Raw genomic sequence first — 25,745 nt, forward strand, 5'->3', positions numbered from 1 at the left:
CTCATCATATGACTTACAAAACCATAGATTCATCACGAATTAGCATATCGCAACTCATGCAACCATCACATTCCAATTTCAGTGGAAAAATTCATGGTGGTTATATTCTAAATCTCATGGATCAAATTGCCTTTGGTTGTGCTTCAAAACATTCTGAAACCTATTGTGTAACAGCTTCTGTGGAAACTGTAGACTTCCTTAATCCGATAGAAATTGGTGAATTAGTCACTATGAAAGCCTCCATTAATTATGTTGGTCGCACCTCAATGGTTGTTGGCATACGCGTAGAATCTGAAAACATTAGAACTGGTGAGGTCAAGCATTGTAACTCATCCTATTTTACTATGGTTGCTAAAGATGATGATGGTAATTCTGTGGAGGTTCCGGGTTTGATCGTTAATGACAAAACCGAAGTTAAACGGTTCCTAAAATCTATTAAGCGTATTGAAACTAAAAAATCCAGACAAAAAGAGTTTGACAGTGAAGATTTCTCTCATATTGATTATCTCGACGAATTAAAACAATATCGTGTTAAGGTAGAATTGCCAGATAATTATTAAAAATAAATACGCAATACGGCATTAGGTGTGATTCCTAGTGAAGTCTGTACAGTTTCAGTAAGATTATCATTGGCAATGCCATAAAAATTATTGATCTGATTGGTTCGGTTTAAAACATTCCATACTGAAATTCCAAAATCAGCTTTTGTGGTTTTCAATAACTTGAAATCATAAAGTGCTGACACATCCATTCTTAAATAATCTTGTATTCGACTCGAATTAGATGCTTCAAAGTTAATAGTGTTATCTATAATAGCATTCCCATTAACTGGAAGCGTTATAGGTCTTCCGGTACGCCAATTTAATCCAGCCGAAAGTTTGAAATGCTCAAGTGTATATACAGCACCAAAAGCGATGGTATGGGTAATGTCAAAGTTGTTTGGAAAACGTTGCTCTTCTAAAGTATCAAAGCGATAATCACTATTGAGATACGAATAACTAAGCCATGCTGTAACATCTTTAATTTGCTTTCTCAAGATAAGATCAACTCCAAAGGCACCATAACTCCCTCTGGTTTTTACAAACTCATATTGATTTTGAAACCCCTGACTTTGGGTCGTTATCCCATTTACATATTTGTAATAGCTATCAGCGCTGAGCAACCATCCTTTTTTACTGAAACTTAATCCTGCGGAAATTTGCTTACTTCGAATAACAGGAATGTCTTTATCATTAGATAACTGCCAACGCCTTTTTTCTATTCCCAGAAAATCATTCTGAAAGTTAATGACCTGTGACGTGTTTTGATGTTTGAATTCACCCAACACATCCAAAGAAAAATCATCAAAAAACTTATGACTAAATGCTAATCTGGGCTCAAGAATATGCTTTTTGAATTTACCGATATAGTTATATCTCAAACCAAAATTTAAGTTGGTTTTTCTATCTGAAGATCTATAATTCAATTGCGAAAACAAACCATGTGTTCTTACAACTTCAGACACTAAGGATCTAAAACGTGGCACATCAACATCATCAAGATTTGTAATTTGAGTTTCTACGAAATGATAGCCATTAAGCCATTGGAGCTTATCATGTATTTTATAATTTATTTTCAGTTTTAAACTGGTTTCAGAAATTATATTTTCTTGTAAAAACCGTTGTTCATCTAACACATTAGCATTAATAGCTTTGAGTTTATAATCGGTTTCATAGGCTTCAAACGTAGTTTGCCATGTGTTATTCCATATCCTTTTATATTGCACTGCACCAGCAATACTATTCTGCCTTAAACTACTTTGACGAGATGTCATGATATTATCAGTATTGGACGTTTCATTAAATCTCAACTCATTGCTGGCATTTAAGAAATTGACTCTGAGTTGATCTTTTTCAGAAATAGTATAAATCCAGCGCAAAGACGTATCATAGAAATCAAATTCCTGATCAGAATTAACAATATCCATAGCATTATTCTCAACTTCAGTGTCCTGTGCTATACGTTCAAAGTAATTGCTGTAGGTGGGTGTTTCGGTAAAATCGCTTATTGATTTTCGGGCAGCTATCTGGAGTGAGGATGTTTCGCCTAAAGGAATATCTGCAAAACCATTGGCATCAATAAAATTGACACCTATACTAGCATTAAAATCATCATTGACCTTAGTCTCGGTTTTCATAGCAATTGTTCCAGATACACCATCAGTTAATGCCGTTTCTGTCCCATTTTTAAGAACACTAACTTTTTGAGTGATTTGTGGATTGAACATAGAGATCAATCCGAAAAAATGTCCAGACTGATACATTTTAATGCCATCCCAAAGAATCAGATTTTGATCATGAGATCCACCTCTGATATTGATATTAGAAACTGTTTCATTTATGCTTTGAATTCCTGGAAAAGCTTGTACAGCTTGTAACACATCAGTATCTATTAATCCAGGAAGAATACCAAACTGAGAGAAATCAATCTCATAAGATCCATCACTTATTTTAGTAATGCCTTTAACGATGTATTTAGACAATACAATTTCTGAGAGTTGCTGAAGTTCAAAAGGGACATCTTTTAAACCAACCAGAATAAACCTACCATCCAGATCTTTAAATGAAAACTCAGTATTCATTTCGAGGTAAGACAATACTTCAGCTAATGTTAAATCTTCTTCAGGTGGAATGATCAATATACCATCTAGGCTATCTTCAGCATAATTAAATTGAATATTGTATAGACTTTGGAGTGTTATAAAAACTTCAGTTAGTGGCAACTTGATCTTAGCCTCTTGAGCATTAATCTCAAAAGCACTCATACTCAAAAGGAAACATAAACAACAGAGTTTATTTCTTATCGCCATGAATTACAACGTCATTTGATGCATTAACTTTATAAGACAAACCCATTGGTTGCGTCACAGATAACAGTGCGTTTTCAATATTATCATGCATAAATCCTCCTGTAAATAATCGGTTATCATCTACATTTTCTAGTTTGATCTTTATGTTATATTGACGTTCCATTTCAGCAATAACTGCATTAAAAGGAATGGCTTTAAAATTACTTCTGTTTTGAATCCATTGTGGTTTAGAAAATGTTGTTTTATCCTGAGAGAAATTATCATTTAGCATTCTGAATGTATCACCAGCCAATAGTTGCTCAGTAATTGCTCCTGAAGTTACTTTAACAATACCATCAAAACAGTGGACTTCAAATAGCTTGTCTCGTTGTTTTACATTGAACTCTGTTCCCACGACTGTGACTGTTCCTTGTGAGGTTATCACATCAAAAGTTTTTCCTTTAGCGACCTTAAAATAGGCTTCACCTTTAAGTTCTAATTGCCTATTGTTAGTCCAATCTTTCTCACTGTATTCAATTTCGGAATCCGCATTTAAAGTCACTTGAGATTGGTCTGGAAGTTCAATGGTAGTTTTCTCACTTACCAAAGTTTGTATGTGAGTCATATTAGTATTAAAAAAACTAAAATATACAGCTAAAGCAATAACGACTACACTAGCAATGCGCAATAATGGCTTAAACCAATCTATAGATTTAGTTGTTGATGCTTTAGCATCATAAACCTCCTTTAAATCATCAAAGGTCTTTGCTTGTGAAAACTTAGAGGCTTCAAATTGTTTTGCTCCATCGATAATAGCCCTGTGCAATGGAAAGTCGTCTCCTTGCTCGAAAGCTTTTCTTTCGGCAGGAGTTAACTCATCATTTAACCACTTTTTGATTTGATCTTCTTTATTCATAAATCGATGTACTACTTATATAACAACTTCACTTCTATTATTCCTGATTATTTTATTTTAAATCCTTCCAATTCTGTTTTTAGAATTTTAAAAGCACTATAAATTCGGTATTCTACCACTTTTTTTGTGACACCTAAAAATTCTGCTATTTCACTATGCTTCTTTCCCTCTACCTTACTTAATAAAAATGCGACACGTTGTTCTTCAGTTAAACGTTCTAAAACCGCTTGATAACGCTTAAAGAACTGTTCTTGCTCTAAAATAAACTCTGGTGTTTCATTGGTATGTGATTTTGGTGCTTGTTTTTGATGATTGAGCACGACCTTATGATGCTTTATATCATTAAGCACCATATTATTTGCTACAGTGAATAAAAAGGATTTTGCTTTGCTTAATGTGACTTTCTTACAGTTATCCCATAGTTTAATAAACGCATCCTGAGCTTTATCACTAGGATTAAATTGTTCCCCATATTTATAATATAAGAAATCATGTAAATCTTTTGAATATGTATTATAGACATGTTCAAATACTTTTGCTTCGCAAATATTATCGTTTAAGTCTTTTGGCAAGGTTTATTTTTTTAAAGATTAAAGGTAAATAAATATTTATTTTCAGGAGTTTTTAAAGTTAAGTTGTTTTATATTAAAATGCATTAGATATAACGAAATGCAAAATCATGAAAACAACTACTAAAATACTTTTATTATCTATACTGTCTTATACATTGCTATTTACATCATGTAGAAAAGAAGAGATTGAATTTATAGAAACGCCTCCTGAAGAAGTCATACAGCCTAATTCTAATGTTTCTAATTTGATACAAAGAACTGCTTCAAATGATGGCTCTAAAGATAATATATTAGATTTCGCCAATTGTTTTAACATCAAACTACCAGTAAATGTAACCGCAAATTCTGTGAATTTAGAGCTTATTACCGAAGCAGATTACTATATGGTTGAATCTATATTTGATGAAAACATCGATGATACAGACGCTTTGGATATCACATTTCCTATCACAGTTATTGGAACTGACTATTCGGAAACTACAGTAAACTCAATATCCGAATTGAATACTCTTGCCAATACTTGTAATGGTGAAAATGTAACTGACAATGACATTGAATGTATTGATTTTGTGTATCCATTTTCGGCTTCAAAATTTAACACCAATAATGAGGTGATATTGACGGAAACCTTCTCAAATGACAATGAATTGTACAGTTTTGTTGAAACTATTTCAGCAAATGACATCACAACTATAAATTTTCCTATTTCAGTAAGGCTTTCAGACAATTCTCAAATAGAAATCTCCACCTTAACTGAACTTGAATCTACCATAACTGACCAACAAGATACATGTGATGAAGATGATGACTTTGACTATAACGATGACGATTGTGACAACTGTACTCAAGAACAGTTAATAGATGTGCTTACAGGATGTCAGGATTGGTTTACTGATAAAGTGAGACAAGATAACATCAACTATAATGATGTCTATGATGGTTATGATTTTAATTTTTCTGAAGATGGCACAGTAAATGTCTTTTGGAATATGACATCAGCAAACGGAACTTGGTCAACGGCTGGGACTGGAAATAACATCACCTTACTCATAAACATCCCTGCACTTCCATTTTGTAATAACAATTGGGAATTGCAAGAGATTTATGATAGTGATCTATCAAAAATCGATCTTAGAATTAACGATGAAGATCGATTGCGATATAGAAATCCCTGTAATTAGCATAAAACAATATTGAAAAAGAAAAATTAAAAGGGTAGACAATTTCGTAATTAGGGATTATAAATTGTTATGGTTAAGCTGCTTTAGTCATTAGTCGCTAGAGCAGTTTAAAACCCGATCAAAAAAAACTGTAAGTATGCGTAGGCGAATAATCATTCTAGTCTTTTTAATTATAGCTGTATTATTTGGATATAATTATATCTACCAGGACCATCGGGACATTGAAAGTGAAGTTACCAAATTTGAGGTTACAACTGAAGATATCGCTTCAAGTTTTTCTGATAATGTTACAGTAGCAGAAACGACATACCTAAATACAACTATTGAAGTCTCAGGAAAGGTGTCAGAATATAATAACAACTCTATTACGCTGGACGACAAAGTGTTTTGTCAATTTATAGACAACATCAAACACAACATAGAAAGCAATACTGAAATAAAAATTAAAGGACGTGTTATTGGTTATGATGACCTTTTAGAACAAGTCAAACTAGACCAATGCACAATTAAGAAACAATAAATTACTAACACCAAAAATTATACACTATGCAAACAAATTACATTATTAAAAGCCTTTTTACATTTCTATTTGCCGTCGTCTTAAGTCAGCAAACTCAGGCACAAATTAAAATCTCGGTAGTTGATCCTGCTGCAGATACAATAACCATCAAGAACTTTGGAGGTTCAACTGTAAACATCGGCTCATATAGACTATGTACACTATTTTCATACCGAACTTTATCAAGTCAAACCACAGTTGTAGATGGATCGTTAAATCTTGCTCCAAATGCTGAAGTCACAGTATTTGCTGCTAATTATTTAAGCTTTAGTGCTTCTGCGGCAGATCTCGGACTCTATTTACCTACAGGTAATTTTGCATCAGCAAGTGCCATGGTGGATTTTGTTCAATGGGGAAATGGTGGTCTCGGACGTGAAAGTGTTGCAGTTTCCAAAGGCATTTGGACTGCTGGAACATTTGTAAATATTGCGCCACCATACGAATTTACAGGAGGTGCTTCAGATTTTGGAGTAAATTTCTGGAACACGCTTTTAAGTGTTGATGACCTAGAAGCATCTTCAAGTTTTAGCCTATATCCTAATCCGACAAATTCTGTATTACATATAGAACTAACAAACAGCGCCTCTGGTTTGCAATATGAAGTTTTTGATATTCTTGGAAAACAGATCATTTCAAAATCATTAGATACTAATAGTCCTTCTCAAATTGATGTATCTGATTGGAACAGTGGCCTATATCTCATCAGGATATCAAACGGAGATAAAGCAGAAACCAAACGCTTTATAAAACAGTAAATTAAAATCAAAGCCAAATGCTATTTGGTATTTGGCTTTTAAATATGTTTCAAAATGAAAAGAAAAATTCATTTCTCTTTAGAAATGCAACTGACATACATGGATTTGATCCTTTGTCCAATAGACAAAGACGGTCAACCCAATTTAGGAAATTCTCAAGTCTCTGAATGATGTGCAAATTTTACTATAGCTAACATTTTACAAAACAAAAGAATTCTAATTATTAGCAAAAACACTATGTAACCCCTCAGTAATTCAAGACTTCTAGCTACTGAAATACGCTGTGAAAAACGAATTTCCAAAAGCATAAACAACCATTAAAATCTAATTTATTATCTATGAAATATCTATTCATACTGCTATTCCTTGTGCCAATTTTAAGTGTTGCACAAGATGATTTACTTAGTGAAATTGACACTGAAACAACTGATAATCAATTTGCAACAGCAGCATTTAAAGGGTTGAAAATTGTGAATTTTGAATCGACAAAGCTTGTTGCAAAAAAAGAGTTAACCTTCATTGTATCACATCGTTTTGGAAGTATTGAAAACGGATTTGATAGTTTCTTCGGATTAGATGATGCAGTTACAAGACTAAACTTTGTTTACGGAATTACAGACGGCTTAAATGTTGGAGTATCTAGGAGTTCATTTCAGAAGACCTATGAAGCGTCAATCAAATACAGACTAGTAAGACAACAAGACAATGGGTTTCCATTTACTATTGTTGGATTCAATTCAATACTGGTCAACTCCGCTCTGGAAAAAGAGAACTTACCAAAATTAGAGTTTACAGATCGATTAGGATACACAACTCAGCTTCTAATTTCTCGAAAGGTCAATACCAATCTGTCATTAGAATTAGCTCCAACATATTTCCATGACAACTTTGTCCAACAGGATAATCAAGACAACTCTCAATTTGCCCTCGGAATGGGAGCACGCTATAAACTAACAAAACGATGGTCTATTAATGCTGATTATGGGTGGCATCTCAATAGAGCAAGTAATTCGCCATTTAAAAATCCGTTGTCAATAGGTTTTGATCTGGAAACTGGAGGTCATGTATTTCAAATGCACTTCTCGAATGCTCAAGCCATGAATACTAATGGGTTTTTAGGACAAGCTACTGGAGATTGGAGTGATGGAAATATCTACTTTGGGTTTAATTTAAGTCGTGTATTTTAAAATAAAATCATATGAAAACGATAAACAAACTTTGTATTCTAATTGCAGTCGTATTTATATACAGCTGTACTAACAACAGTGTAGATGACCTTATAGATGCTACACCCATACCAACAATAGTAACTTACAATGACAATGTAAAATCAATTATAGACAATAACTGTATCTCATGTCATAGTGATCCTCCTGTCAATGGCGCACCTATTTCTTTAGTCACTTTTGAACAGGTAAGAAATGCGGTAGAAAATAATGGTTTAATTTCCCGTATTTCGAGCAATGACCAGGGGTTTTTAATGCCATTTGGCGGACCAAGATTACCGCAAAACTTGATAGATATTATTACACAATGGGAAACTGACGGTTTACCTGAAGACTAATTAGTTAAAATACAAATACCATGAAAAAGATACTTTACATACTATTTTTCGCCTGTATTAGTGGTACAGCTCAAAATAAATTCATTACCAAAACTGGTCAGATTAATTTTGAAGCCTCGGTTCCTTCTTTTGAAGAAGTTGCTGCAAAAAATAATTCAGTAACAGCCATTATTAATACTGAAAATGGCGAATTTGCAGCCTTAGCACTTGTTAAGGGGTTTCGTTTTAAAAATGCATTGATGGAAGAGCATTTCAACGAAAACTATGCTGAATCTGATCAATATCCAAAAGCGACGTTTAAAGGAACCATTAATGAGTTAGATCTGAACACATCTGAGGCTGAATATACTATAAATGGTGAACTCACATTTCACGGACAGAAAAAAATCATGAATGATGTTAAGGTAAAAATCAATGTAAATGGAAACCTGATAACAATGTCGGGACAGTTTACTGTAAAAGCATCAGGTTTTGATATAGACATTCCCAAAATTGTAAGTAATAAGATAGCTGATAAAATTGACGTAAGCTTTCTATTTGAGCTTAGTAAAAAATAAACCACTCATTGAGATTGGTTAAGACAGTATTAGTTTAGGATTGGATATTTATTGTTTTATAAAGCGTTTGGTTTGTGTAATATCGTCACTCGAAACACGAACTACATAAATACCTGTATTCCATTTACTCACATCTATAGATATAGAGTGTACATTACTCAACTCTCTTTCTAAAACTCGTTTTCCTAAAAGATCAAACACTTTTAGGGTTGCATTTTCAATAGAATTAGGTATAGTAATATTAAGGTTTAAAGACGCTGGATTAGGTGATATTTCAAATTTAGTAATATCGTCCACTTCACCTACATTCAAAAGTGTATCCCAGAAGGCAACACCAGAATCAGAGACTCCTCCAGTAAACTCATATGGTGCCGACACATTAACAAATGTTCCAGCAGTCCATATGCCTTTGGTTACAGCGACACTTTCCCGACCATTAGGTGAACTTCCCCATTGCACAAAATCAATCATGTTTGCAGCCAAACCAAAACTACCTGTAGGCAAATAGAGTCCTAAATCTGAAGCGGAATCATTTAATACACTCCCACCAGAGAGTGCCACAGTGACAACTACTTCAGCATCAGCAGCCAGATTTAATGATCCTTCTTGGACAGTCATGCTTCCTAGAGAACCATATTTGAACAATGCACATAATCTGTATGAGGATATATCTATGGTTGTTGACCCAAAGTTTTTAATGGTTGCTGTTTCCTGCGCAGGATCAACCTCAACTATTCTTAATTGAGCATTAGCATCCTGAATATTTAATCCGAAACAAACTATTAAAAAAAGAAAATATAACGCGTATTTTTTTATCATAAACCCTTGATTTATAGATTTAGTTATCTACAAGTTAATGATTTTTTTTAATGGATTGAGAAAATTAACACAAATAAAAACCCATCAATTGAATTTGATGGGTTTTAGATATGATATATTTTGTGGTATTTATTGCTTCACAAAACGCTTAGTAATGGTTTGATTATCTGTAGACAGTCTCACTAGATATACTCCTGAGTTCCATTGAGACACATCAATTGAAGACGTCATAGCACTCAATGTTTTAGAATACACTTTCTTCCCTAGCACATTGTAAACTACAATATTAGCATTGTTCAAAGAGTTAACTAATTTAATATTTAATTTCGATGTAGCTGGATTTGGAGAAATCTCAAAGCTATCTTCAACTTCTAAATCATTAACATCTAAAGTTGTTGAAGCTGTAATATTATCTAAGTCTATAGTTGCAGTAAATACGTCTGGATTAGCCCATGTAGGAGACTGAGCACTCATAATTCTCATAGTATTTACATTAGCTAAAACTTGATCGATGGTAGTTGGACCACCAGAAACCGAAGTGAAATCTGAAGTTGAAATTGGAATCGTAACAGAATTCCATCCGGTACCAGCTCTAACTTCTACAGCATTTGTTGTACAAAACCTTTTTCCGTTAGGACCTTGAAATGCTACTCTAACCTGAAGATCTTCATCAGAAGCTCTAACATCCATTTTAATAGCTACAATACCTTGAGCTGTATAATTTGAACTATTTGCCCATTGAGAGGCACCAGCACTAAAAATAATCATTTTACTTCCTGCGCCACTAGCAGAAGGTTGCGATGTATATGTCAAGTAATTATCATCAACACCAGCAGGTCCACCAGATGCAACATTGGCAGGAGGAGATACAGCCTGAGAAGGACTACCAATTGCCCAACTTTGAGTTGTTCCATCTTCAAAATCATCAACTTGACCGGCTACAACTTGCGATAACGCAATTGCTGATATTAAGAATAATGATAAAAAAAGTAGTTTTGTTTTCATAGTCTATATTTTCTGTTTAGAATCTATTCATAGTTGTTTATCTAACAAAAATGATTCCAGTTTAACAGTTTTTTCAAATTTTAAGCTAAAATAGTGATTTCAATACAACTAAAAGGTGTAGTTTATCGAAAAAAACTACTATTTGCTCAAATACATTTTACGTCTTGAGTATAGATTGTAAAATTCGTCATCTTTCAAACTATCTATAAACAAGATGCTTTCACCTGTACTCTTCATTTCTGGTCCTAATTGTTTATTCACATTAGGGAACTTATTAAATGAGAATACTGGCTGCTTTATCGCATAGCCATCTAAGTGAGGTTTAAAATCAAAATCAGTTACCTTTTTATCTCCAAGCATTACTTTGGTTGCATAATTCACATAAGGCTCTCCATAAGCTTTTGCAATAAAAGGCACAGTACGAGATGCTCTAGGATTTGCTTCAATGATATATACCATATCGTCTTTAACAGCAAACTGAATATTAATTAATCCAACAGTGTTAAGCGCCAAAGCAATCTTTTTAGTATGATCTTTTATTTGCTGCATCACAAATTCTCCTAAATTAAAAGGAGGTAAAGTTGCATTACTATCTCCTGAATGTATACCACATGGTTCTATATGTTCCATTATACCAATAATGTAAACATTTTCGCCGTCACAAATAGCATCAGCTTCGGCTTCTATTGCACCATCAAGATAGTGGTCTAACAACAATTTATTATTTGGAATCTTACGAAGTAAATCAACGACATGCTCTTCTAATTCCTTTTTATTGATTACAATTTTCATTCCTTGCCCTCCTAACACATAAGATGGTCTCACCAGAATTGGAAAATCTAATTTATCTGCTACTGCAAGTGCCTCATCAGCAGTAGAAGCTGTGTCGAATTCAGGATAAGGAATATTATTTTCTTTCAGTAATGTTGAAAAACTTCCTCTATCTTCAGCAAGATCAAGTGATTGGTAGGTTGTACCTATGATTTTGATGCCGTAGCGATCTAATTTTTCGGCTAGTTTTAAAGCGGTCTGCCCTCCAAGTTGTACAATGACTCCCTCAGGTTTTTCATGGCGAATAATATCGTAAATGTGCTCCCAGAACACAGGTTCGAAATACAGTTTATCAGCGATATCAAAATCTGTTGATACAGTTTCAGGATTACAGTTAATCATAATAGTTTCATAACCACATTCTGCACTCGCTAAAACACCGTGAACACAACAATAATCAAATTCTATTCCTTGACCAATTCGATTTGGTCCTGAACCAAGTACAATGATCTTCTTTTTATCTGATACTACACTCTCGTTAGCTGAAAACTTTTTACCATCTGGTGTTTCAACTTCATTTTCAAATGTTGAATAATAGTAAGGTGTTTGCGCTTTAAATTCAGCAGCACATGTATCTACTAATTTATAAACACGATTGATATTAAATTCGTCACGTTTATTATACACTTGACTCTCAAGGCATTTGAGCATATGTGCTATTTGACGGTCGCCATATCCTTTTTGTTTCGCTTCCAATAATAGATCACGCTCAATGGTATCAATAGTAAAGTTGGAAATTTCCTTTTCCAATTCATGGAGTTCTTCATATTGTTTTAAGAACCACATATCTATTTTAGTGATCTCATGGATACGACTTAACGGAATTCCCATTTGAATGGCATCATAAATAGCAAATACACGGTCCCAGCTTGCATAGGTAAGTTTATCTATGACTTGCTGGTAATCTTTATAGCCTTTTCCATCTGCTCCTAATCCGTTTCGTTTAATTTCCAGTGATTGCGTAGCCTTGTGAAGTGCTTCCTGGAATGAGCGTCCAATAGCCATAACTTCACCAACAGCCTTCATTTGGAGTCCGAGAGTCCTATCTGATCCTTCAAACTTATCAAAATTCCAACGTGGAATTTTTACAATTACATAATCTAAAGTAGGTTCAAATAAAGCTGACGTTGATTTTGTTATTTGATTATTTAATTCGTCTAATGTATAACCTAAAGCTAATTTAGCTGCAATTTTAGCAATTGGATAACCTGTTGCTTTACTTGCCAATGCAGATGATCTAGAAACTCGAGGGTTAATTTCAATAGCTATTATTTCCTCTTCTTCGTCAGGACTTACAGCAAATTGCACATTACAGCCACCTGCAAAGTCACCAATACTGCGCATCATATGGATAGCCATATCACGCATCTTTTGTAATGTTTTATCAGACAAGGTCATTGCTGGTGCAACAGTTATAGAATCACCTGTATGGATTCCCATAGGATCCATATTTTCTATTGTACAAATAATAACAACATTATCGTTTTTATCTCTCAATAGTTCAAGTTCATATTCTTTCCATCCCATCATAGCCTTATCTATCATAACCTCATGAATAGGAGAAATTTCTAAACCTCTTGTTAATGCTTCATCAAATTCTTTTTCATCATAGACAATCGATGCTCCAGCACCTCCTAAGGTAAAAGAGGCTCTAATACACAATGGGAATCCAAATTGCTGTGCTATCTCTTTTCCTCTTAAAAAAGAAGTTGCTGTTTCTTGTGGTGCCATGCCAACACCTATTTTATTCATTAAATCACGAAACTTCTCTCTATCTTCTGTGATATTAATTGCATCAATGTTTACTCCAATGATTTCAACATCAAAATCCTCCCAAATTCCTTTTTCATCTGCTTCAATACAAAGATTTAAAGCAGTTTGTCCTCCCATTGTTGGTAAAACTGCATCAATTTGAGGGTGTTCCTTTAATATTTTAATTATCGATTTTGTAGTCAAGGGCAATAGATATACATGATCTGCCATTGATGGATCTGTCATGATAGTTGCAGGATTAGAATTGATTAAAACAGTTTCAATTCCGTCTTCTCTAAGTGAACGTAATGCTTGTGATCCAGAGTAATCAAATTCGCAGGCTTGACCAATTATAATGGGCCCTGAGCCAATAATAAGAATAGATTTTAATTTTTCGTTTTTTGGCATGTTTTATCTTTTTTAATAGTTGCAAAAATAGGTAACAAATAGGTACAAAAAAAGGTGCTACACCTAAGTAACACCCTTAAAATATTAACAATTGTTAATCATTATTTCTTATGTCTTGTTTCAGATGATACAGACAATTTTTTTCTTCCTTTAGCTCTTCTACGTGCTAAAACTTTTCTTCCGTTTACAGAAGCCATTCTTTCTCTAAAACCGTGTTTGTTTCTTCTTTTTCTTTTTGACGGTTGAAACGTTCTTTTTGGCATTGTCTTATATTTTTAGAAAACTTATATCTTTTTTATTTGTTTCGAGCTGTTCTCAAAACTGCGTGCAAATATACAAAGAGTTTTTACTTTGCCAAACCTAAAATTAAAATATTTTTTTATTGTGACTTTTACTGAAATCAGCTTAATAAAAAATTAATGACTCTTACACATGATATCACATATGCCTAATTTACTAGTTACAAATTGACAAAAAATTAGTTTCTTTGTAATCTAAAATTCAAAGCGAATAATGAAGTCTTTTTTTATTTATCTTTTTACTGTTTTTGTGGCCTCTACCTGCCATTTGGATGCACAAACAAATTTAACTTACAATCTAAATGTAGGTGATCGTTTCAAAGTATATCAGGTTGCAAACCAAGATATAGTTCAGGAAATGAATGGTACTAAACACGAAATGACCAATGCGTTAGAAGGTGATTTTACATTTACAGTACAGAGTGTAAATGACAGCATTTACAACATAAAATTTAAGTTTGACCGTTTTAAAATGCTTTCTACTTCAAATCTAGCAGGTGAACTTTTTAATATTAACACTAATGATTCAATTGCTGATAATGATATTCAGGGAAAAATCTTTTCGCAGTTAGTTACCTGTGATCTTTACATGGAAATGTACAAAAATGGTAAAATAAAATCCATAAAAGGGTCACAAAAGCTAATTGATAAAATGATAAGTGCCTCAGGTGATTTTGACAGTTTCACTAAAGAACTTATGAAGGAATCCATGAAAAAAGAATTTAGCAATGAAAGCTTGGCTATGAGCTTTGAGCAAATGACCTATATTTATCCTTCAGAGGCTGTTTCTAATGGTGACTCCTGGAAAAATAGATTTAAAGGTGACTTATCAGCAGATAATTTATGGACTTTAGAAAACATTGCTAATAATGAAGTTACTATTAATGGTGAAAGCTCTATCATCTTTGCAACTAAGGATGATGATATTGAAATGAATCTTAAAGGTGATATGACCTCAAAAGTAGTGACTTCCTTTGATACTGGGTTTGTTAAAACAATGACAACTTACTCAACAGCTAAAGGGAATTCAATCATGCATAATATGAATGATCTAGATGTACCAACAACAATTACCTCTAATATAACTTACAAAATAGAAAAGGATGTTCAATAAAAATATAAAACTTGTTATTGCTGGATTAATCATAGCATATGCCATATATCAATTTACCGAAGGCTATATTGGTAATGGTATTATGTATATTTTATTATCATTAATATTCGTTTTCCTGTACTTTAAAAACGAATTTATTCTTTTAGCATTTTTAAGACTTCGGAAGCAAGATTTTGAAGGTGCCAAAAAGTGGTTAAATAAGATCAAAAACCCATCGAGTGCTTTAGTCAAAAAACAAGAGGGATATTATAATTATCTTCATGGTGTGATGGTATCTCAAACCAATATGAATGAAGCTGAAAAATATTTCAAAAAGGCTTTAGGTTTGGGTCTATCTATGGATCATGATGTAGCAATGGCTAAACTTAATCTTGCAGGTATTGCTTTTAGTAAACGTAGACCAATTGAAGCTAAACAGTTACTCAACGAAGCCCAAAAGCTTGACAAACGTGGCATGCTGACAGAACAAATCAAAATGATGAAAGATGGTATGAAAAAGTCACAAGGGCCAAAGCAACACTACGGAAATCGCAATATGAGAAGACGTTAACGATAGTGCTCGCAACGTACTTTTCGTCGATTTATTGTTCAAAAACACTTCATTACTCCATATTTTTAGCATTTTAACGACTTTTTTTGCTACGCCATTTAGTGCCCAATACATTTGCAACTAGTTAACCTACAAAAAATTAGGCATGCGAGTATGTATTTTTACATTTATGTTTGCATGTATGTTTTTAGCGTTCCCTCAGCAGCAAAAAATATACTTCGATACCCAAATCGCCAAACATTTGAAAGCTTACAAGGATAAGTCTGAAGTTGCTATACAAAATGGCGACATGGCTCGTGCTGAGTTTCTATTCGATTCCCTATTCAACAACCACTTAAAATTTAGTTACATCCGTAATATTACATTAAATAAAGTCAATGGAAGTACATTAAAAACAACTTCTTTGGATACCCCTTTTCTTTTAGTGACAAAATCTTCTTGGGAACTAATTAATCAAGAAGAGATTAATGAGATCAATAGAATGTCAAAAATGTATAAAGATCAAATTAACATCATTATTTTGTTTTGGAATTCGAAGTCAAAAGCTAAAACACTTTCCAAAGATTACAATTCTAATGTGATTGTAACTTACGTCGATGAACGTGAAAATGCTTCAAACCATATTATAAAGCCTTATAAACATTCATTTGGAGCTCCAGCATGTTTCTTTATTTCCGAAGAAAAACAGCTTCTTAAAATTGATAGAAAATTTACGATCTCTAAAGACAAAAACAGAACTGAAGTGGCTTTTAGCGTTATTCATGAAAAAATTAAGTGGATGCTCTTTGACAACGAGCCTACAAAAGAAGGTATTATATCAATTATTGATTGATTATAATAATGGTGCCCACAACCTACTGAAAGACTCTTTAAGTTTTTGACTATTTGGCCTTTGCATCCACAATTCCTGTTCAATGATTTCACAATCCTCTAAATCGGTTTTAAATTGTGATTTCATGAGTTCACTTTTTTCAGTATCGTATATTAATGCATTGATCTCAAAGTTTATATTAAAGCTTCTGTTATCCATATTGCAGGTTCCAATGGTACAAAATACATCATCGACAACCATGGTTTTAGCATGAACAAATCCTTTTTTGTAACGATATATTTTCGCTCCTGCATTCAACAATGGCTCTATAAATGAATTTGTTGCATATTTGGCTACCCAACTATCAGATTCTTTTGGAATTATTAACCTAACATCCACTCCAATTTTTGCAGCTATTTGTAATGCTGTGATAACCTGATCATTTGGAATAAAGTAAGGTGTTGTGATGTAGATATAAGATTCAGCATTATTTATAGCTGTGAGTATGGCTTCCATAATGTTAGCCCAATCTGTATCAGGTCCACTTGCAGCAATTTGAACAGGAATACCTTTTTTACATTGAATTTCAGGAAAATAACTCTCTTTGATTTCTATAGAATCATTTGTCACAAAATCCCATGTCGTCAAGAAATGAAACTGAAGCACTTTTACAGCTTCGCCATGAATACGCAAATGTGTATCTCTCCAATATAATTTTGAAGATGGACTATTGACATAAGTATCCGATATATTAATCCCTCCAACATATCCAATTTCTCCATCTATAACTGCTATTTTTCTGTGGTTTCTATAATTGGATTTCCCTGTTAAGCTTGAAAAAAACACAGGCATAAAAGGGCAATGTAATACACCGCTTTCATCCAGCTGATGTTTCATTACAGATGATAATTTACTACCAACATCATCATAACTCAATTTAACCTCTACTCCAGCCTTGGCTCTTTCGCAAATGATATCCAGAAGCTCAGTACCAATCCCGTCGTCTTTTAGGATATAGTACTCTAAATGAATGTGGTGTTTTGCTTGCTTTAGGTCATCTAAAAGGTATTCAAATTTCTCTTCGCCATTGATTAATAACTTTACATCATTTCTAATTGTAAGTGGTGATTTCTCACTATTTTTAAGGAGCTTTATTAGTTTTATTTTATCGTCTAATTCCTCATTAATGACTTTAAGGTCTCTTCCATCCAACTGAAAACTATTACTTGCAGACTGGATGACTTTTGAGTTAATGACGTGTTTTCTATCAAAAATTTTTGTCTTTCTGTATTGCTGTCCGAATAAGTAATAAATCACTAAACCAAAAAATGGAAAAAGTGCAAGAATTATAATATAAGTTACAGTTTTAGACGGATTGATATTATTCAACAAAACAGTTATGATAGCAGAAATTGCCAACAAATAGTTGATAATTATCAGGATGGTCCAAGAGTGGTCTTTTAAAAATTCAATCATTTAAGGTTTTACTGAATAGTAGCCTTCTTTTGGAATCTCGATATAATAGGTCTTTCTTGACGCGTTATTTAACTTAGGCTCACGTAACCAAGGATTGTGAATCTTTAAGATCTTGTAATTGATTCCGTAGCGTTGCGCAAATTTGGTAAAATCTGTTACAGCAGTATCAACTTCGACTTTATAAGTTGGAATAGTTTTGTATAAATCATCCGAAGTAAAATTGAAACCATACTTTTTAGGACTATTCAATATTTCCTTAAGTGCAACAATTCTAAATAGATAACGACCTGTTTCTTCACCAAGTAATAAATCGTAGTAATTAGAAACACCTTGCTCTTTTAAACGTCTTGAAATTCCAGCATTACCAGCATTATAAGCTGAAGCTGCTAGTGTCCATGATCCTAATCGTTCTTTTGCTTTCTTTAGGTATTTACAAGCAACCTCCGTAGCTTTTTCCAAATGGTAACGTTCGTCAACATTAGTATTGATCTCTAGTCCGTTTTCTCGACCAGTTGTTTTCATGATCTGCCAAACACCTCTGGCTCCAGCAGGTGATACAGCATTGGTTAGACCACTTTCTATGACTGCCAGATATTTAAAATCTTCTGGCACACCGTTCTTTTTTAAGATAGGTTCAATAATAGGAAAGTACTTTTCGGCACGTTTAAACATTAACAGTCCATTAGATTGCCAGTAAGTATTTACCAATAATTCTCTATCCATCCGTTCCAGAATATCTGGATCTTCAAGAGGCATTGGCTCACCAGCAAAATTAAGATTTTCAGGCACTGATAATGCATATACATTATAATCGTTTACAACTTCTGGTTGTGCCGTAATTTCTTTGTTAGGAGTTGCTTCATCTGCCTGGACAGCAAAAATAAAAAGTCCAGACACACATACTAAACCAATTGCCGCTAAAATATTCTTAATCATCTTCATAGGTCTTATTTTTTACTAATGTATAAAATTAAATGTTTGTCATCAAGCATCCTGAAGGATTAGTTTTGGTAAATTTTCATTAAACCATTTATACTTATTAATAATCATTATATGCGAGCCACCTTTTATGATAATACAATTTCCAGTACATGAATGTGGAAATACAGCATCTTTATCACCATGAATATAGATAGCATCTTTATTAGGTTCGTGCTGATCCCATTCAATAACATTCTCGATAGCCCAATCCAGATAACGCTTATCGTTAACAGACAGATATTTTTTATAGAGCTCTATTCGCTTTGTGATGGTTTCCCCAAAGGCATATTTAGCTAAAACATCAATATTACTTACCAATTGCGTTGGGAGTAATTTATAGGCTTTAGTAAATTTCATCACTTTCATTCGTTTTGGGAGTTCATGCTTAGATTTCACACTTGAAACAACAAATAGTTTTCTCAAACTCATATACTTACTCATTTCTTGAACAAGAATGCCCCCAAAAGACACACCTAACAAAACAACATTTTCATGCTCTATTTTTTCAATCATTCGTTTTGCATAGGATTCTAGAGATTCATTTTTATGAGGAATCATCCACTCTAACCAATGTATTTCAAATTGATCTTTAGGTAATTCAATATGTTCAAATATTGATGGATTTGCAGCCATACCAGGCATTAAATACACATGTATAATTTCTTGTTGCATAAGTATTTATAAAGAACCGTTTTTAATATCTGTGATATTTTTCGTAAATTTGCACTACAAAACTATACAAAAGTATAGTTCCACCCTACCGACCATTGAATTAAATACAAATTATTATGATTGATGCTGCTGAATTAACAGACAATGACTTTTTACGCCAATTCGAATTAAAAGTAGACGGTGAACTTGCCAAAATTGAGTATTCTTTACAAGACAGAAAAATCTTTTTGACAAAACTTATTGTTCCTGATGGAATTTCAAATGATGATTTTGAAGAAGAATTCTTGACAATCGTTTTTGAAAATATTGCTGAACGCAATATAAGTGTTGTCCCTACTAGTCCTGAAATTGCGAAATTTATTAGACGACACAGAAAATATAAAAAGATGCTACCAGTCGGTATCAGAATATAACTTAAAAAAATCCGAAGTTAAAACTTCGGATTTTTTTTATCACTTTATATCACTTGCGCTTCAACAAATTCAAACCTCACTAGACCATCAGCATCAATTTCTGTAAGTTCTACTTTTTGTAAGGTATTGACAAGTTCAGGATTCCATGGTGCTTTTACTTTTATATAGTTTTCAGTAAATCCATGAATATAACCCTCTTTGTTTTCACCTTCAAAAAGCACTGTTCGCCTTGTTGACAATTGACTCTCGTAAAAGGCACGACGCTTTTTAACCGACAAACCTCTAAGCATTTTACTACGTTTGGCTCTTACATTTTTAGGAACAACGCCTGGCATTGATGCAGCAACCGTATTGTCACGTTCTGAATAGGTAAACACGTGTAAATAGGAAATATCCAGTTCATTTAAAAAATTATAGGTCTCTAAGAACAGTTCATCAGTTTCACCAGGAAATCCAACAATCACATCCACACCAATACAAGCATGTGGCATAACTGCCTTTATTTGTTTTACACGATCTACATACAGCTCCTTCATGTAACGACGACGCATTAACTTAAGAAGTTCATTGCTCCCACTTTGCAATGGAATGTGAAAATGCGGTACAAATGTTTTGCTGTTAGAGACAAACTCTATTGTTTCATTTTTTAACAGATTGGGTTCTATAGACGAGATACGCAAACGCTCAATACCTTCTACATCGTCTAAAGCCTGAACTAATTCATAAAAGGTATGCTCATGTTTTTTGTTTCCAAACTCCCCTTTTCCGTAGTCACCAATATTAACTCCCGTAAGAACAATTTCCTTGATATTTTTTTTAGAAATCTCTTCAGCATTACGAAGTACATTTTCTAAGGTATCACTTCTGGAAATTCCTCTAGCCAAAGGAATCGTACAATACGTACATTTATAATCACAACCATCCTGCACTTTCAAAAACGCACGCGTACGATCTCCAAAAGAATAACTCCCAACATAGAAATCGGCTTCTTCTATCTCACAACTGTGGACTTCTCCCATATCGTTCTTTGAGAGATCATTGAGGTAATCGGTAATTTTAAATTTTTCGGTAGCACCAAGTACAAGATCAACACCATCAACATCAGCTAATTCTTGTGGTTTTAATTGCGCATAACACCCAACAGCTGCTACAAAAGCATCTGGATTTATCTTTTGCGCTTGCTTAACAATGGATTTAAATCGTTTATCAGCATTTTCGGTAACAGAACAAGTATTAATCACATAAATATCTGCCTTCTCTTTAAAATCGACACGCTCAAAGCCTTCCGAAGAGAAATTTCGAGCAATGGTTGATGTCTCAGAAAAGTTTAGCTTACAACCTAAAGTATAAAATGCTACTTTTTTATTCATATATCTGTTTAGAGTTTCTGATAGCTCAGAAATCTATTTATATTTACTTGCGTTCTGAATTAGAGCGAACAAAGTTACAATTAATGAGCAATATGGTAAAACTAGTGCCTGTAAAATATAGAGGTTTAAAGATATTTTTGAGTGTTTTTGTTGTTTTTACGCTCTTTTCCTGCGGAAATGATGCCAACACCAATAAAGACCATTTGGTTTTTAGGTATAACGAACACAAAAATATTGGCTCTCTAGATCCAGCGTTCGCAAAAGACAACGCTGATATCTGGGCCACTAATCAATTATTTAACGGATTGGTACAAATGGATAAAAATCTAAATGTACAACCTTGCATATCCAAATCCTGGACCATATCTGAAGATGCGCGCTCTTATGCATTTACACTAAGAAACGATGTAAAGTTCCATCCTCATGAATTATTCGGAAAGGATTCTACACGTTATGTGATTGCAAAAGATTTTGAATATAGTTTTAATCGGTTACTCGATAAGAAAGTAGCCTCACCAGGACGCTGGACACTTAACAAAGTAGACTCATTTAAAGCGCTTAACGATAGTGTATTTCAAATAAAGCTTAAACAACCATTTCCTGCATTCTTAGGTTTACTGACTATGAAATACTGTTCTGTTGTTCCAAAAGAAATTGTAGACTTTTATGGTAACGATTTTCGTTCTCACCCTATTGGAACAGGTCCCTTTAAATTTAAGCGATGGGAAGAAAATCTAAAGTTAGTTTTCCGAAGAAATGATCGGTATTTTGAAAAGGATAAAACAGGACAAGCACTTCCCTATCTTGAAGCAGTTGCAATTACATTCTTACCTGATAAGCAAAGTGAGTTTTTACAATTTGCACAAGGCAATATCGATTTTGTATCTGGCTTGGACGCATCTTACAAAGATGACATACTAACTGCAAGTGGTACCTTAAGAGACAGATACTCTAAAGATGTAAATATGATTCGTGGACCTTACCTTAATACTGAATATTTGGCTTTTTACATGGACTCTGAGCTTACCGAAATACAATCTCAAATTCTACGGCAAGCTGTTAACTATGGATTTGACAAGAAAAAAATGATGACCTATTTACGTAATGGTATTGGAATACCAGCTTATGGCGGATTTATACCAAAAGGATTACCTGGCTATGATGCATCCATAGGTTTTACATTTCAACCAGAAAAAGCGAAGCAATTGGTTCAGAGATTTAAAACTGAAACCGGTATTTCTAATCCTGAAATTACCATTACAACCATCAGTAATTATTTAAGTTTTTGTGAATACATTCAAAGAGAACTTCAAAAAATTGGGATTAATGTCAATATAGATGTGATTCCTGCAGCTACTTTAAAAGATGCAAAAGCTAATGGAAAGTTAGACCTGTTTAGAGCAAGTTGGGTTGCCGATTATCCTGATGCAGAGAATTACTTATCATTGTATTCTAGTAAAAATTTTGCGCCTAATGGTCCAAATTATACACATTTCCGAAGCGAACAATTTGACACATGGTATGAGGAAGCCTTTAGTGTAACAGATACTAAAGCTCGTGAAGCACTTTATACAAAAATGGATAGCTTAGTGATGTCTAAAACACCTGTTGTTCCATTGTTTTATGACGAAGTGGTTAGGTTTACAAGAAAAAATGTAAGTGGATTAGGCATTAATCCAATTAACTTATTGGATTTAAAACGTGTAAAGAAATCTAATCCAGAGTAAAATAATAAATATCATCCTCACCTTTACCTTTTGGTCGTCTTGACGCAAAATAACCTTCGGTCATCTCATCGTTCAGGATATAGCAAAAATCATCACTTCTACTATTAATTGGTTTTGGTAATAATACTGGTTTTGTCGTTTCCGGATCTCCATTTAAATCATAGCTATAAATATCTAATCCACCATATCCTCTAACGCGGTCTGATGCAAAATACAGGACATTATCTTTACTTACAAACGGAAACATATCCTTACGAGGGGAATTTATTGTTTTCCCTAAATTTTCAACCTCTCCGTATTCACCATTTCCCAAAATCTTTACTTTAAACAAATCGGTTTGACCATGTGCACCATCGGCATTTGAAGTAAAATACATTGTGGATCCATCAGGACTTAACACAGCGTGTCCATAATTATAATTTGGCTTACAAAATGGTAAAGCTTCAAAGTTGGTCCAACCTCTTCCTTCAATATATTCTCCTCTTTGGATGTTAAGGTTTATGGATTTTACTTTTCGCTTATACGACTTACCACGCTTCATAAAATTAGTAGTGATGTACATGTATTTTCCGTCGGGACTAAATGCTGCACTTGAAGTGTTGAAAACAAACTTTTCAGATTTGTTGAATTGTTTAGGGTTGATGATTTCACCATCTTCAGTTTTTTCCCCTTCAAACATGGTAAAAATTAAGCGCTTGTCCTGATCGCGCCTTGCTCTGTTTCTATTATCGAGCATATATGATGTATAATAAACTTTATTGCCTTTATAATACACAACACCATATTGGCTCTTGTCATCATTAAGTTTTAGGTTTTTGATCTTGTAGGTTTGGGAAAACCCGAAATTAATTGTCAATACTAAAATGATACTACAAACGAACTTCATGTTTTTATTGTTTAATATTATCCTTTTCTCCATTGTTTTGTGTCTTCAAAGACGTGCTCTAAAATGGCTTTATCTTCTTCGGAAAAATCAATATTCCTGCGTTTCATTACAACTTGTGCAACTTCAAACGCCTTTTTAGTCAAGTATGTTGTAAATCCGGAGTGTCCTCCCCAGGAAAAACTCGGCACAAAATTTCTCGGAAATCCGCTTCCGAAGATATTAGCACTTACTCCAACAACTGTACCAGTATTGAACATGGTGTTGATCCCACACTTACTATGATCTCCCATCATGAGTCCGCAAAACTGCAATCCAGTTCTGGCAAAACCTTGAGTTTCATAATTCCAAAGTCGTACTTCTGCATAGTTATTCTTAAGGTTAGAATTATTAGTATCTGCGCCCAGATTACACCATTCACCTAACACCGAATTACCTAGAAATCCATCGTGCCCTTTGTTAGAATACCCAAATATGACAGAATTATTGATCTCACCTCCAACTTTACTGTGTGGTCCAACTGTAGTTGGTCCATAAATCTTTGCTGCTAATTTTACAGTGGCATGGTCACATAATGCAAAAGGCCCTCTAATTACGCTACCTTCCATAATTTCAGCATTTTTACCTATGTAGATAGGTCCAGAGTTTGCATTTAAGGTCACAAATTCCAATTTAGCACCTTCTTCAATAAAAATATGCTGAGCACCAAGTATGTTATTTGAATTAGGAATAGGCTGTGAGTTTCTATTGTTAGTAAGCAGCTCAAAATCTGCCTGGATAGCATCTCCATTTTTAGCAAAAATATCCCAAGTATGTTCTATTTTAATCAACGTATCATCGTATTCAATAGCGTGATATGTTTCAAAATCAATATCGTCCTGGGCTTCTTTTGCAAAAAAAGCAATAACCTCTTCACCATGAAATACCGCTTGATTTTCTTCAAGGCTTGTTATAAGTTTAACAAGTGATGGATTAGGCAAATAAGATGCATTGATCATTACATTCTCATCCAGTTCTACCATTGGGTATTTTTCTGACAAATAATCCTCTGTTATGGTAGTGATGGTATTACCAAGATACTGTTCCCATTTTTCTCTTATGGTTAGTATACCTACTCTAATATCGGCTACTGGTCTGGTAAATGTAAATGGCAATAAATTATTGCGCGACGGACCATCAAAAAGGATATAATTCATAATCTCAACTAAAGTTAGATGTTAAAAGTAAATCAATTATAGAAAACAAAAAAGCCTCCGAGGAAAATCCTGAAGGCTTATAAAGTATGATTAGACTAAGCTTACTTTTGAAACTTAGCGTATTTATTTTTGAATTTATCAATACGTCCTGCTGTATCAACTAATTTAGATTTACCAGTATAATATGGGTGAGATGTTCTAGAAATTTCCAATTTAATTACTGGATACTCAACACCATCAACTTCAATTGTTTCACTAGTCTCAGCAGTAGATTTAGTTAAAAATACGTCATCATTAGACATGTCTTTAAATGCTACTAATCTATAATTTTCTGGATGTATTCCTTTTTTCATCTCTTTAATCTTTAAAAATCCTTACTATTTTGGAGGTGCAAATTTAAGTAATTTTTGTAAATTACCAATAATTTATTTCTTTTTTTATTTCTAATTCTATTGTAACAAATTGTTACTATTAGACACTAACTAACATAATAACTAAATAATCAAC

The 25,745-nt window shown here is 33.6% G+C and carries 26 protein-coding genes; 12 read left to right on the forward strand and 14 right to left on the reverse strand.

Annotated features, from left to right (window positions below):
* Positions 1 to 8 precede the first annotated feature (8 nt).
* Positions 9 to 560 (forward strand): acyl-CoA thioesterase, encoded by a 552-nt coding sequence (locus tag Q0951_RS03690; RefSeq protein ID WP_299334397.1) that lies wholly within the window; start codon positions 9 to 11, stop codon positions 558 to 560.
* Here Q0951_RS03690 and Q0951_RS03695 read toward each other — a convergent pair.
* The 3 genes from Q0951_RS03695 to Q0951_RS03705 are packed head-to-tail and all read right to left on the reverse strand — an operon-like array spanning position 557 to position 4,315.
* A complete protein-coding gene (locus Q0951_RS03695) occupies positions 557 to 2,848 on the reverse strand; it encodes a TonB-dependent siderophore receptor (RefSeq protein WP_299334400.1) in 2,292 nt (763 codons plus the stop codon). The two genes, Q0951_RS03690 and Q0951_RS03695, sit on opposite strands and share 4 nt — an antisense overlap.
* Complete coding sequence (locus Q0951_RS03700; RefSeq protein ID WP_299334403.1) at positions 2,832 to 3,743, reverse strand: FecR family protein; 912 nt, start codon at positions 3,741 to 3,743, stop codon at positions 2,832 to 2,834. The genes Q0951_RS03695 and Q0951_RS03700 overlap by 17 nt, the downstream gene beginning before the upstream one ends.
* A gap of 47 nt (positions 3,744 to 3,790) precedes the next feature.
* Complete coding sequence (locus Q0951_RS03705; protein WP_299334405.1) at positions 3,791 to 4,315, reverse strand: sigma-70 family RNA polymerase sigma factor; 525 nt, start codon at positions 4,313 to 4,315, stop codon at positions 3,791 to 3,793.
* 107 nt (positions 4,316 to 4,422) lie between these two features.
* Between Q0951_RS03705 and Q0951_RS03710 the strand changes: the two genes are divergently transcribed.
* From Q0951_RS03710 to Q0951_RS03735, 6 genes are all read left to right on the forward strand, one after another.
* Positions 4,423 to 5,496, forward strand: coding sequence for a hypothetical protein (locus tag Q0951_RS03710; RefSeq protein WP_299334407.1), 1,074 nt, complete (start codon positions 4,423 to 4,425; stop codon positions 5,494 to 5,496).
* Between the two features lie 136 nt (positions 5,497 to 5,632).
* A complete protein-coding gene (locus tag Q0951_RS03715; RefSeq protein WP_299334408.1) occupies positions 5,633 to 6,016 on the forward strand; it encodes a hypothetical protein in 384 nt (127 codons plus the stop codon).
* A gap of 26 nt (positions 6,017 to 6,042) precedes the next feature.
* Positions 6,043 to 6,810 carry a T9SS type A sorting domain-containing protein gene (locus Q0951_RS03720; protein ID WP_299334410.1) on the forward strand — a complete coding sequence of 256 codons (768 nt, stop codon included), beginning with the start codon at positions 6,043 to 6,045 and terminating at the stop codon, positions 6,808 to 6,810.
* 338 nt (positions 6,811 to 7,148) lie between these two features.
* Complete coding sequence (locus tag Q0951_RS03725) at positions 7,149 to 7,997, forward strand: DUF5777 family beta-barrel protein (RefSeq protein ID WP_299334412.1); 849 nt, start codon at positions 7,149 to 7,151, stop codon at positions 7,995 to 7,997.
* An 11-nt stretch (positions 7,998 to 8,008) separates the two neighbouring features.
* Entirely contained in the window at positions 8,009 to 8,374 is a 366-nt protein-coding gene (locus Q0951_RS03730) for a hypothetical protein (protein WP_299334414.1), read from the forward strand.
* Positions 8,375 to 8,394: 20 nt separating this feature from the next.
* On the forward strand, positions 8,395 to 8,931 hold the full coding sequence (locus tag Q0951_RS03735; RefSeq protein WP_299334417.1) for a YceI family protein: 537 nt from the start codon (positions 8,395 to 8,397) through the stop codon (positions 8,929 to 8,931).
* 48 nt (positions 8,932 to 8,979) lie between these two features.
* On the opposite strand, the gene Q0951_RS03740 is transcribed toward Q0951_RS03735, so the two are convergent.
* The 4 genes from Q0951_RS03740 to rpmH form a co-directional block, all read right to left on the reverse strand.
* Complete coding sequence (locus Q0951_RS03740) at positions 8,980 to 9,750, reverse strand: T9SS type A sorting domain-containing protein (RefSeq protein ID WP_299334419.1); 771 nt, start codon at positions 9,748 to 9,750, stop codon at positions 8,980 to 8,982.
* Between the two features lie 129 nt (positions 9,751 to 9,879).
* Positions 9,880 to 10,755 carry a T9SS type A sorting domain-containing protein gene (locus Q0951_RS03745; RefSeq protein WP_299334422.1) on the reverse strand — a complete coding sequence of 292 codons (876 nt, stop codon included), beginning with the start codon at positions 10,753 to 10,755 and terminating at the stop codon, positions 9,880 to 9,882.
* Positions 10,756 to 10,893: 138 nt separating this feature from the next.
* Positions 10,894 to 13,746: a carbamoyl-phosphate synthase large subunit gene (gene carB / locus Q0951_RS03750; RefSeq protein ID WP_299334425.1), complete on the reverse strand. Its 2,853-nt coding sequence runs from the start codon at positions 13,744 to 13,746 to the stop codon at positions 10,894 to 10,896.
* A 101-nt stretch (positions 13,747 to 13,847) separates the two neighbouring features.
* Positions 13,848 to 14,009: a 50S ribosomal protein L34 gene (gene rpmH / locus Q0951_RS03755; protein WP_033961596.1), complete on the reverse strand. Its 162-nt coding sequence runs from the start codon at positions 14,007 to 14,009 to the stop codon at positions 13,848 to 13,850.
* A 250-nt stretch (positions 14,010 to 14,259) separates the two neighbouring features.
* Between rpmH and Q0951_RS03760 the strand changes: the two genes are divergently transcribed.
* From Q0951_RS03760 to Q0951_RS03770, 3 genes are all read left to right on the forward strand, one after another.
* Entirely contained in the window at positions 14,260 to 15,159 is a 900-nt protein-coding gene (locus Q0951_RS03760) for a DUF6263 family protein (RefSeq protein ID WP_299334428.1), read from the forward strand.
* The gene (locus Q0951_RS03765) at positions 15,149 to 15,709 is read left to right on the forward strand and encodes a DUF2892 domain-containing protein (RefSeq protein WP_299334431.1); all 561 of its coding nucleotides are present in this window, start codon (positions 15,149 to 15,151) and stop codon (positions 15,707 to 15,709) included. Before Q0951_RS03760 ends, Q0951_RS03765 begins: the two co-directional genes overlap by 11 nt.
* Before the next feature lie 145 nt (positions 15,710 to 15,854).
* Entirely contained in the window at positions 15,855 to 16,541 is a 687-nt protein-coding gene (locus Q0951_RS03770) for a hypothetical protein (RefSeq protein WP_299334434.1), read from the forward strand.
* Here Q0951_RS03770 and cls read toward each other — a convergent pair whose 3' ends face one another.
* Genes cls through Q0951_RS03785 form a run of 3 tightly spaced genes read right to left on the reverse strand, consistent with a single transcriptional unit; the run spans position 16,542 to position 19,649 of the window.
* Positions 16,542 to 17,996 (reverse strand): cardiolipin synthase, encoded by a 1,455-nt coding sequence (cls, locus tag Q0951_RS03775; RefSeq protein ID WP_299334435.1) that lies wholly within the window; start codon positions 17,994 to 17,996, stop codon positions 16,542 to 16,544. It lies immediately after the preceding gene.
* On the reverse strand, positions 17,997 to 18,938 hold the full coding sequence (locus tag Q0951_RS03780; RefSeq protein WP_299334436.1) for a lytic transglycosylase domain-containing protein: 942 nt from the start codon (positions 18,936 to 18,938) through the stop codon (positions 17,997 to 17,999). It lies immediately after the preceding gene.
* Positions 18,939 to 18,980: 42 nt separating this feature from the next.
* The gene (locus Q0951_RS03785; RefSeq protein ID WP_299334438.1) at positions 18,981 to 19,649 is read right to left on the reverse strand and encodes an alpha/beta hydrolase; all 669 of its coding nucleotides are present in this window, start codon (positions 19,647 to 19,649) and stop codon (positions 18,981 to 18,983) included.
* 116 nt (positions 19,650 to 19,765) lie between these two features.
* On the opposite strand from Q0951_RS03785, the gene Q0951_RS03790 reads away from it, so the two are divergent.
* The gene (locus Q0951_RS03790) at positions 19,766 to 20,062 is read left to right on the forward strand and encodes an N-acetyltransferase (RefSeq protein ID WP_299334440.1); all 297 of its coding nucleotides are present in this window, start codon (positions 19,766 to 19,768) and stop codon (positions 20,060 to 20,062) included.
* A gap of 44 nt (positions 20,063 to 20,106) precedes the next feature.
* Here the strand turns inward: Q0951_RS03790 and mtaB are convergent, their stop codons facing one another.
* On the reverse strand, positions 20,107 to 21,432 hold the full coding sequence (mtaB, locus tag Q0951_RS03795; protein WP_299334443.1) for a tRNA (N(6)-L-threonylcarbamoyladenosine(37)-C(2))-methylthiotransferase MtaB: 1,326 nt from the start codon (positions 21,430 to 21,432) through the stop codon (positions 20,107 to 20,109).
* 92 nt (positions 21,433 to 21,524) lie between these two features.
* Between mtaB and Q0951_RS03800 the strand changes: the two genes are divergently transcribed.
* A complete protein-coding gene (locus tag Q0951_RS03800; protein ID WP_299334446.1) occupies positions 21,525 to 23,159 on the forward strand; it encodes an ABC transporter substrate-binding protein in 1,635 nt (544 codons plus the stop codon).
* On the opposite strand, the gene Q0951_RS03805 is transcribed toward Q0951_RS03800, so the two are convergent.
* From Q0951_RS03805 to Q0951_RS03815, 3 genes are all read right to left on the reverse strand, one after another.
* Positions 23,146 to 24,045, reverse strand: coding sequence for a hypothetical protein (locus Q0951_RS03805; RefSeq protein ID WP_299334449.1), 900 nt, complete (start codon positions 24,043 to 24,045; stop codon positions 23,146 to 23,148). The two genes, Q0951_RS03800 and Q0951_RS03805, sit on opposite strands and share 14 nt — an antisense overlap.
* Positions 24,046 to 24,062: 17 nt before the next feature.
* Positions 24,063 to 25,238, reverse strand: coding sequence for a GlmU family protein (locus Q0951_RS03810; RefSeq protein WP_299334452.1), 1,176 nt, complete (start codon positions 25,236 to 25,238; stop codon positions 24,063 to 24,065).
* A gap of 101 nt (positions 25,239 to 25,339) precedes the next feature.
* Positions 25,340 to 25,591 carry a type B 50S ribosomal protein L31 gene (locus Q0951_RS03815; RefSeq protein WP_299334454.1) on the reverse strand — a complete coding sequence of 84 codons (252 nt, stop codon included), beginning with the start codon at positions 25,589 to 25,591 and terminating at the stop codon, positions 25,340 to 25,342.
* Positions 25,592 to 25,745 lie beyond the last annotated feature (154 nt).

Origin of the sequence: uncultured Psychroserpens sp., from assembly GCF_947501425.1 — a bacterium.
Lineage (GTDB): Bacteria > Bacteroidota > Bacteroidia > Flavobacteriales > Flavobacteriaceae > Psychroserpens.